We start from the raw sequence: 9,397 nt of genomic DNA, 5'->3' as shown, positions 1-9,397 counted from the left end.
AAATAATATAAAAGGAATGTTTTATGAATATTGATTTTCATGTCCATGGTTTAATTAGTAAAAAAATGCACTTTGATGAAAATATATTTTTACAAGGGATAAATTATGCTAAGGAAAGTGGATTAGATGCTTTTATTATGTGTGAGCATTTTAATGCGGTTTATTTTGAAGAAATTTACAATTATTTAAATGAAAAATTTCCTTATAGAGGAGATAGATATTTAATAAATGATTTTTCAGTTTTTCTAGGAATAGAAGTTAGTGTTAAAAATAAAGGACATATTATACTTTCAAGTGGAAGAGATGAAATTATCCATATTAGAAAAATTTTAGAAAAAAATATGGATAAGAACAATTTCATTGAATTAGAAGAACTTTTAAATTTAGCTAAAGAGTATAATTGTTTAAAAATAGGAGCGCATCCCTATAGGAAAGGTCATAAATTATATTTACATCCTAATAAATATCTTAATAAGTTAGATGCTTTAGATCTTAATGGTAAAGATATATATAACAAAGGTTTATTTATTGCTAGAGAAGAAGTAGAAAATCTTTCTAAAATTACAGAAGTGAATATAGTTACAGGAAGTGATAGTCATTATCCAATTCAATTAGGTTCTCTTAAAACTATTTTAAAAGAAAGTTGTTTTACTATAAAAGATATTAAAAATTGTATAAAAAATAAAGAGTATGAAATAAGTATTTCTAATTCTTTAAATCTTAGAATTTTTTCATCAAAAATAATAAAAAAATGTTTGTTAAATTCAAATATGTAAAAATTTAAAATAGTAAAAACTCCTAGTTAAGTAAAATAATTAACTAGAAGTTTTTGATAAAATAAAATTAATTTAAACACCATCATTATTAAATTCAGGTATAAAACTTTCACAATTAGTTCCTGAATCTTGTATAAATCCATTTATTACTCCTATATTTAAAGCATAGTTTATAAGACATATATAATGTTTATTATTAAGAGGTTTATTAATTTCAGAATACTCTTTTGCTTTATATGTAGGAGTATATTGATTCATAATAGATATATACACATCATCACCAAAGGTTTTATATATAGAGTCTATAATTTTTTTTGAATCAAATAGTAAACCAGGTAACATTAAATGACGTATTATGATACCTTTTTTAATAATTCCAAGGGAGTTAAATTGAACACTTCCTACTTGAGAAAACATTTCATTTAAAATATTTAATATATTATTACTATAATTATTTGCATTAGAATATTTTATTGCAAATTTATTATTGAAATATTTAAAATCAGGAAGATAAACATCAATATATCCATTAAGAGATTTTATTGTTTCTAAAGAATCATAACCATTAGTATTATAAACTATAGGAATAGTTAAGCCATTTTTTTTAGCTATATCTAGAGCCTTTATTATTTGCGGGACATAGTGAGTAGGAGTAACTAAGTTTATATTATGGGCACCTTGATTTTGTAATTCTAAAAATATTTCTGATAATCTATTAATTGATATTTCTTTACCAAAACCTTCAGATGATATAATATGATTTTGACAAAATACACATCTTAGATTGCAATTTGAAAAAAATACAGTTCCAGAGCCATTTTTTCCTGATATTGCAGGTTCTTCCCAAAAGTGTAATTTTGCTCTAGCTACCTTAATTACATTAGTTGCTTTGCAAAAACCTAGTTTATTATTTAATCTATTAACCTTACAATTTCTTATACATAAAGTACATTCTTCTAACATTTTATTTAATTCCATTTAATCACCTTACTTATTATTTTTTTTATATAATTATAATTTATATTACGATTATAATCCAATATTAGAGTTAGTCTATTAATTATTAAAAAGTAATAAAAGTATTAAAATAGGGGAATTTTAATATAATTATATTAGAAATATAGCATAATACTATTAGTTAGGTTCTTTTTTAAAACATAAAAAAAGAGATGATATTAAATATAATAAAGAAAAAGTTCGGAAATTCAAGAAAGTTGTTTTGAAAAAGAAATATCTCCTTCATTATTAAATACAAGTGAAGGAAAAAAATCTTGCAAAAAATAATAAAAAAATCTTGAAAATATAATTAAAATGAAATATAATTAAAACAACAAATTCATAATTGCAGTAAAGGGGTAGATACTTATGAAAATTCCATGTTCCATGATGACACAACATCCGGATAATGTTGAAACTTATATATCAATACAACAAGAGCCAGAGGAAGCTATTAAAGCATTAAAGCCACAAAATAAAGATGGATTAGGCATAGAAGAAATAATGATAGATTTTGAAGGGAAATTAACTCCTTATCATCAAACTTCACAAGTAGCTTTAGGATTAATTTCAAATGATATTATTCCAGGAAAAGATGTAAAAATAACTCCTAGGATACCAAATGCTAATAAAGAATCTGTTTTTAGACAATTAATGAGTATGATGTCTATTGTAGAAACTAATGTTCAAGCATATCAATTAACAAGTGAACAAGCGATTTCAGAAGTTATAGTACCAATGGTTGAAACAGGTGAAGAAATATCAGAATTTCAAGAAAGAGTTAATTCAGTTATAGATATGGGTAATAAAAATTATCCTATTAAATTTAAAGAAAATAGTATTAGAATTATTCCATTAGTAGAAGATGTTCCAGCTTTAGTTAATGTAGATAAAATATTAAATGATTTTTATAATATAGAAAAAGAAAAGGGACATAATATAGATTATTTAAGATTTATGATAGCACGTTCAGATACTGCTATGTCTTATGGATTGATATCAGGTGTTTTATCTGTAATTATGGCTATAGATAGTGCATATAAATGGGGAGAAAAAAATGGGGTAGAAATAGCACCGATTTTAGGATGTGGTTCTTTACCATTTAGAGGACATTTTACAGCAGAAAATATTGATAAAATCATTGAAACTTATAGTGGAATTAAGACATTTACTTTTCAATCTGCTTTAAGATATGATCATGGTGAGGAAAAAGCTAAAATAGCAGCTAAAGAATTAAGAGAAAAAATAGAAACTTCAATACATAAACCATTAACAGAAGAGGATAGAGATCTAATGAAAGAGTTCATAGGTATTTTATCTAAATATTACTTAAAAACATTTTTAAAGATTGTTAATACTGTTTCTTTTGTATCAGATTTTATACCTAAAAATAGAGATAGATTAACAAAAGCTAAAACTGGTTTAGAATATAATAGAGAAGTTGCTAATTTAGATAATATAGCAAATTTAGTTAAAGATGAAAAATTAAAAGAAGAAATTTTAAGTATAGATAACTCTACAGAATATGCAGTGCCAAGAGCTATTTCTTTCACTGGTGCTATGTATACTTTAGGAATGCCTCCAGAACTTTTAGGAATGGGTAGAGGTTTAAAAGAAATAAAAGAAAAATATGGTCAGCAAGGTATAGATAAGTTATTAAAATTCTATCCTATCTTGAAAGATGATTTAGGTTTTGCAGCTAAGTTTGCAAATAGTAAAGTAGCTAAAAGAATAATAGATGAATCAGCAAGAAAAGAATATAAAGAAGATATGATACTTGTTAATGAAATATTAAATCTTGGATTAGATTATGAAGAATTAGATGAAATAGATTTTTATCATACTTTACTTAAAACAACTCGTCCTATACTAATGCATTTAATAGGATTAGAAGATAATATTATAAGTAGCAAAACGGAAGAACTTAAAATATTAAATGAATGGATTGTTAGAATGGGTAAAGTTAGAGGAAGTATAGGATAAAATTAAAAATAAAAAACACTTAAATTAGTTTTAAAATCTAATTTAAGTGTTTTTTGTTAAGTAAATGAAAATGATTAATATTTTTACAAAATAGTTTGAGTTTATATAATTAAAGGGGTATAATAGAAAAGCAAGTATTAAAATTTCACACAAAAATTTTTGGTTTTATAAATAAAATTAATAGGGAAGATTGGTGAAAAGCCAACGCAGCCCCCGCTACTGTAAACACTACTTATAAATAAAATCCACTGATTTTAACAATTGGGAAGGGATTTATAGGGTTTGATGTGAAAGCCAGGAGACCTGCCAAAAATTTATTAAATAGACTTCGGAGGGAGGTTTTAATTTATTATTTATAAATTAGTTATAAATCTGCCTTTTTTAGGGAGATTTTTTTATTTGTTATACTTGCGAAAAGCAATTAAACAATAAATTATTTATTAAATTTAAAATTGACAAAAGAAAAATTATTATGGAGGAAAAAATGAATAAAATAGTTAAAAAAATATCAATGCTTTTATTATTAATTTTTAGTTTTTCACTAATTTCTTGTGGAGGAAATAATAAAGAAGAAAATAATAAAAAACAAAGTATTAGTACTAATGAAAATTATCCAGTTACAGTAGAAAATTTTAATTCTCAAGGAAATGAAATAAAGGAAACTTTTAATGAAACTCCAAAAAGAGTTATAAGTACTAATCAAACTACTACAGAAATTTTATTAGAATTAGGACTAGGTAAACATGTTATAGGAACAGCTTATTTAGATAATGAAATATTACCATCATTAAAAAGTGATTATGAAAAAATTCCAGTTTTAGCAGCTAAATATCCATCAAAAGAAGTAGTATTAGAAAATAATCCTGATTTTATCATAGGATGGAAAAGTGCATTTTCTGATAAAAATTTAGGTAGTGTTTCTTCTTGGAATGAGAAAAATGTACAAACATATATACAAAGAAATACTGCAGTTAAAAAGAATACTTTAGAAAATATATATAAAGATATTGAAGATATAGGCAAGATATTTGCCATAGAAGATAAAACTAAAAATTATGTAACAGATATGAAAAATAAAATTAAAGGTATAGAAGAAAAAACAAATAAATTAGATAAAAAACAAAGAGTTTTAGTTATAGAAGGGGAAGGAGATAACAAATATAGAGCTTATGGAGAAAATTCTTTAGTAGCAGATATGGTAGAAAAAGCAGGTGGAGAAAATATCTGTGATAAAGGTGGAAGTATAGGTGTAGAAAATATAATTGAATTAAATCCTGATATAATAATACTAATTTATTTTGAACAACAAGATAAAGATAATAAGGGAGTAGATAGCTTATTAAATAACAAAGCTTTACAGAAAGTAAATGCAATAAAAAATAAAAGAATAATAAATACACCATTGGCAGAAACTTATGCAGGTGGAGTAAGAACAGTAAGTGGTATAGAAAAGATGGCTAAGGATTTTTATCCAGATTTATTTAATTAAGAATTAAGGAGTAAAAATGGATAGAGATAAAGGTGGTAAAATAAAAAAAGAAAAAAAACATTTATTTAACAAATTAAACTTAATAATTTTCATGTTAAGTTTAGGATTATTCTTATCTATGATACTTGCAGTAACATTTGGAGCGGCAAAATTAAGTGCTTATGATGTGTATAGAATAATAATTTATAAGATATTTCATATATCAATTGGAGATATAGACGGTTTAATTAATAGTACAGCATATGATATTGTATGGCTAATTAGATTTCCAAGAGTTTTATTAGGAGCTATAGTTGGAATGTCTTTAGCAGTTATAGGTGTAGTTATGCAGGCTACAGTTCAAAATCCATTAGCTGATCCTTACATATTAGGGTTGTCCTCAGGAGCTTCTCTTGGGGCAACTTTTGCTATATTAATTGGATTTAATGGAATTTTAGCTGGTATGGGAATAACTTTTGGTGCCTTTATGGGTGCTTTAATATCATCAATAGTAGTTTTTTTATTATCTAATTTAGGTGGAAGAATAACTTCAAATAAGTTAATTTTATCAGGGATGATTGTTAGTTCTATTTGTTCTTCTTTTACTAGTTTTATAATTTATATGGTAGATAATGCTGAAAAAATGAAAAGTGTTAGTTTTTGGTTAATGGGAAGTTTAGTATCAGCTTCATGGGATAATATTAAGGTTCCATGTATTATAGTATTAATAGTTATAATATATTTCTTTTTTCAATTTAGAGTATTGAATACAATGCTTTTAGGTGATAATACGGGTATAACTTTAGGAATAGATATCACCAAGTATAGGAAAATATACATGATAATATGTTCTTTAGTTACAGGAATACTAGTTTCTATATGTGGAACCATAGGTTTTGTAGGTCTTATTATACCTCATATTGTAAGAATGATAGTTGGTGCAGATCATAAAAAATTAATTCCTATAACAGCATTAGTAGGAGCTATATTTTTAATATGGACAGATGTTTTTTCAAGAACTATTATGAATAATGTTGAAATTCCTATAGGAATATTAACTTCAATGCTAGGAGCACCTTGTTTAATGTGGCTTATGATAAATAAAGCTTATAAAACAGGAGGACAATAAATGAAGATAGAAATTCAGGATTTAGCTGTAAATTTAAATGGAAAAGAAATTATTCAAAATGTTTCCTTAAAAATAAAAAAAGGAAATTTTGTTGGAATAATAGGTCCTAATGGCAGTGGAAAATCAACCATATTAAAAACTCTATATAAAGTTTTACAAGCTAATAAAGGGAGTATTTATATTAATGGTAAGAATATAAATAAAATATCCATAAAATCTTTAGCAAAAGAACAAGCTGTAGTTAGTCAATTTAATGAATATAATTTTGATTTTAAAGTTAAGGATATAGTTATAATGGGAAGAACTCCACATAAAGGACTATTTGAATTAGATAATGAAAAAGATTATGAAATTGCAAGAGAATGTCTTACAAAAGTAGATATGTATAACTATAAAGATAGAATCTTTTCAACATTATCTGGCGGAGAAAAACAAAGAGTCTTATTAGCTAGAGCTATTGCTCAACAAACAGATTTATTAATATTAGATGAACCTACTAATCATTTAGACATAAAATATCAAATTCAAATATTAGATTTAGTAAAATCATTAAATATAACCGTATTAGCAGCTTTGCATGATTTAAATTTAGCAGCAATGTATTCAGATAAGTTATATGTAGTTAATAAGGGAAAAATAGTTAGTGAAGGTATTCCTGAAAAAGTTTTAACTATCAACTTAATAAGAGAAGTTTTTGAAGTAGAAAGTTATGTACATAAACATGAAATAACAGGGAATTTAAATATAGTATTTATTCCAAGGAGGAAATAAAGTGAAATTAGGAATTATGGTTTGTGAAAAAGTAAGCTATGAATGTGCAGCAACAGCATGTTTTAATGCCTTTAATAAAAGGGAAAAAGCTTTTGAAAAATATGTTAATAAAAATATAGAATTAGGAGCTTTATTTCATTGTAATGGATGTAAAAGTAGTTTGAAAAAGGATTTAGATTATAAAATAAAACAAATTAAAAATAATAATATTAAAACGATACATTTAGCTAAATGTATAAAAGTTGAATGCAACAGGTATGATGAAATTTTAAATTTTATAAAAGAAAATGATATATATGTAGAAGAAGGATCTCATTAATTAATTTATAAATAGAGTGTTAGCTTAAAATAGTTAACACTCTAGTTTAGGTATTTTAAGCATTTATAGCATATTTTTCAACAAGATATTTCATAGAGGTATAAGCTTGTTCTAAACTAGAAGATAAATATCTATTAAAAGTAGGAATTTTTTTTATATGTTTAGAAGAATTGTTAAATAAAGAGTTAATAACTTTAGAAACTTTTATTGTTAATTGAAAAATGTCTGAAAATTTTCTTAAATCTTCAGTACTTAAATTGCTAATACCAATTTTATAGCTTAAGGAACTCATCATATTATTTATAAAATTTAATTTTGATTTATACTCATTTAATACCTCATTATTAATTTCTTTTTCAAGTTTTATACTAATACTCATTTTAACAACCCCTTTTCTTAATTAATCATATTATAAACTTATTATACCATTAAATGTAAATGTTTACTATAGGTTTTTCGTAATATATAAATTTTCTTTAGAACAAAATCTGCTTCGAAGACCGCCTTCAGCACTTTAATTAAAGTTATCCACAGATTTTTAAAATTATAATTTCCTAAAGAATAAATAAAAAGCTATAATTTAAAAAAATTATAGCCTTAAAAATATATTTTACCATTGGTTTGGATATGCAACTATATGAAGTGTTACATTTCTTCTTCCAAAGGAATAACATTCACTTTCAGAATTCATAAATAAATCAATCTTCATTCCTTTTATAGCACCACCAGTGTCAGAGGCAATAGCATAACCATAACCTGGTATATAAACTTTAGAACCTAAAGGTATTACACTAGGATCAACTGCAATTGTACTTATACCATTAGGATCTCTAATTGGTTTAAGTCCTGTAGCAGTTATAGTATGTCCACTATAAGCTGTTGCTTCCATAGTATAAGTAGCTTTATAACTACCGTTACTTGGTGCAGTATTAGAAAAATTAGGTACTTTTGGTACATTCATAGCTTCTAATTTAGAAGTTCCATTATTAATTGCTGAATTTACTTTAGATTTAACTGTACTACTATTAAGCTGAGGTAATAAACCTTTAAGTGAAGAAACAGCATTTTCAATATCAACTTTAGATGAATTTGAAGAATCAATAACTGATATTGAATGTGCTACCAATAAATTTTCATTTTCTTCTATTACAGAAGCTACTTTTTCTTTTTCTTCATTTAATTTAATTAAAGTTGATTTTTGTTCATTTTGTTTTTCATTTAAATTTTTCAAATCACTTTCAGTAGATTTTTGAAGCTTTTCTAAATTCTCTTTTTTAGTATTTAAATTATTCTGTGCACTTTTAAGAGTATTTTTTTGATCATCTAAATCTTTTATTACTTCTTTATCTAATGTAACAATTTTCGTTACTGCAGTAAGTTTTGTTATAAAATCAGACATATTTTCTGAAGAAATTATAACAGCTAATGGAGAAGAAGCTTGACCATTTTTATATAATGCTCTCATTCTTTTACCAAGAATAGTTTCATTTTTTTCTACTTTTTTTTCAACATCCAATATTTCATGTTCAGTATCTTTAATTTGTTTTTCTGTATTTTGAATGTTAGTTTTATTTTCAGAAAGCTGAGAATTAAGTTTATTAATATCATTATTTAAATTAGATATTTGCGCATTTAGATCCATAATTTTACTATCTAATTGTTGAAATGTCTCTTTACTTTTTTTTATTGTTTCTTCAGGAGTATTAGCTAAAGCAACAGAACAGTTATTTAGAGCTAACGACAAAACAATAATTAAAGATAATGTTTTTTTATTCATTCAATATATTCCTCCTATCTTAAGTGTAACCCAAAATTTTAAAACCTTTACCAATTTATGTTAAAAACTCTTCGTTTTTTAGTATTATAACATAATAATTAAAAAAGGACAAAATTTTCATAAAATTTGGAAAAATAAAAGAGTAAATATTGATAATTATAAGTTGTTAATAATATAA

The 9,397-nt window shown here is 24.4% G+C and carries 9 protein-coding genes and 1 riboswitch; of the genes, 6 read left to right on the top strand and 3 right to left on the bottom strand.

Annotated features, from left to right (window positions below):
* Positions 1 to 23 precede the first annotated feature (23 nt).
* On the top strand, positions 24 to 776 hold the full coding sequence (locus GBZ86_RS09530) for a PHP domain-containing protein (RefSeq protein WP_152890083.1): 753 nt from the start codon (positions 24 to 26) through the stop codon (positions 774 to 776).
* A gap of 72 nt (positions 777 to 848) precedes the next feature.
* Here GBZ86_RS09530 and GBZ86_RS09525 read toward each other — a convergent pair whose 3' ends face one another.
* Entirely contained in the window at positions 849 to 1,754 is a 906-nt protein-coding gene (locus GBZ86_RS09525; protein WP_152890081.1) for a radical SAM protein, read from the bottom strand.
* Positions 1,755 to 2,141: 387 nt separating this feature from the next.
* Here GBZ86_RS09525 and ppcA point away from each other — a divergent pair, with 387 nt between their 5' ends.
* The 5 genes from ppcA (at position 2,142) to GBZ86_RS09500 (ending at position 7,442) form a co-directional block, all read left to right on the top strand.
* Positions 2,142 to 3,755, top strand: coding sequence for a phosphoenolpyruvate carboxylase (gene ppcA, locus GBZ86_RS09520; protein WP_152890079.1), 1,614 nt, complete (start codon positions 2,142 to 2,144; stop codon positions 3,753 to 3,755).
* Positions 3,756 to 3,898: 143 nt separating this feature from the next.
* Positions 3,899 to 4,080: riboswitch (cobalamin riboswitch) on the top strand.
* Between the two features lie 159 nt (positions 4,081 to 4,239).
* Positions 4,240 to 5,244, top strand: a complete 1,005-nt coding sequence (locus GBZ86_RS09515) for an ABC transporter substrate-binding protein (RefSeq protein WP_234885145.1) — start codon at positions 4,240 to 4,242, stop codon at positions 5,242 to 5,244.
* 16 nt (positions 5,245 to 5,260) lie between these two features.
* A complete protein-coding gene (locus GBZ86_RS09510; protein ID WP_422678914.1) occupies positions 5,261 to 6,352 on the top strand; it encodes a FecCD family ABC transporter permease in 1,092 nt (363 codons plus the stop codon).
* Entirely contained in the window at positions 6,353 to 7,123 is a 771-nt protein-coding gene (locus GBZ86_RS09505; protein ID WP_152890075.1) for an ABC transporter ATP-binding protein, read from the top strand.
* A gap of 1 nt (position 7,124) precedes the next feature.
* The gene (locus GBZ86_RS09500) at positions 7,125 to 7,442 is read left to right on the top strand and encodes a CGGC domain-containing protein (protein WP_152890074.1); all 318 of its coding nucleotides are present in this window, start codon (positions 7,125 to 7,127) and stop codon (positions 7,440 to 7,442) included.
* A 55-nt stretch (positions 7,443 to 7,497) separates the two neighbouring features.
* On the opposite strand, the gene GBZ86_RS09495 is transcribed toward GBZ86_RS09500, so the two are convergent.
* Complete coding sequence (locus tag GBZ86_RS09495; RefSeq protein ID WP_152890072.1) at positions 7,498 to 7,821, bottom strand: hypothetical protein; 324 nt, start codon at positions 7,819 to 7,821, stop codon at positions 7,498 to 7,500.
* Between the two features lie 231 nt (positions 7,822 to 8,052).
* Positions 8,053 to 9,219, bottom strand: a complete 1,167-nt coding sequence (locus tag GBZ86_RS18680) for a 3D domain-containing protein (protein ID WP_152890070.1) — start codon at positions 9,217 to 9,219, stop codon at positions 8,053 to 8,055.
* Positions 9,220 to 9,397 lie beyond the last annotated feature (178 nt).

It is taken from the genome of Clostridium tarantellae (genome assembly GCF_009295725.1).
GTDB classification, from domain to species: domain Bacteria; phylum Bacillota; class Clostridia; order Clostridiales; family Clostridiaceae; genus Sarcina; species Sarcina tarantellae.
Note: the sequence above shows the minus strand (reverse complement) of the source record. Positions and strands in the feature narration are given on the sequence as shown.